1 protein-coding gene is annotated in these 521 nt (G+C 67.2%); it reads right to left on the bottom strand.

Annotated elements, in window-relative coordinates; translation table 11 throughout:
- Positions 1–521, bottom strand: a 521-nt coding sequence (locus tag AC1DOP_RS27245; protein ID WP_477254411.1) for an IS1595 family transposase, incomplete at both ends; no start/stop codon positions are given.

The raw sequence follows: 521 nt of genomic DNA, 5'->3' as shown, positions 1-521 counted from the left end.
GCCAGGCGCGGCCCCAGGTGTTGCACCAGCTGCCGCTTGCTCACGCTGCCCTTGCCGGTCACGGCGTCGATGGTCTGGCCGCTGCGATCGCGTGCCACCAGGATGCACACTTGTTCATTCGAGATCCCGCGCTTTGTCGCCTTGCCGCCGCGCTTTCGTGGCGGACGGTCGAGATGTCTGGAACCCTTGTGCGATTCGAGCACATACATCTCATCGGCTTCGGCAATGCCACTCAGCCGCTGCGGGCGGTCATCCTTGCTCAAGGCCAGGAAACGGTGGCGCCATCGAAAGCTGGTCGCGCTGGCCACGCCGATCTCGCGTGCCGAGCGGCGCACGCTGCGGGAGTCGAGCATGCAGCCGAGGTAGTCGAGCCAGTGCGCCTTGTGGCGCAGCCGGGCCAGCGGCGTGCCGCTGAGCAGGTTGAAGGTGCGATGGCAACTGCGGCAGCGGTAGCGCTGCAGTCCGTGCGCGTGACCGTGGCGATAGGGTTTGTCGGCCTGGCAGTGCGGGCAGCAGAGTGG

This window comes from Massilia sp. 01N410 (assembly GCF_056399665.1).
This window is presented reverse-complemented; position numbering and strand designations above follow the sequence as displayed.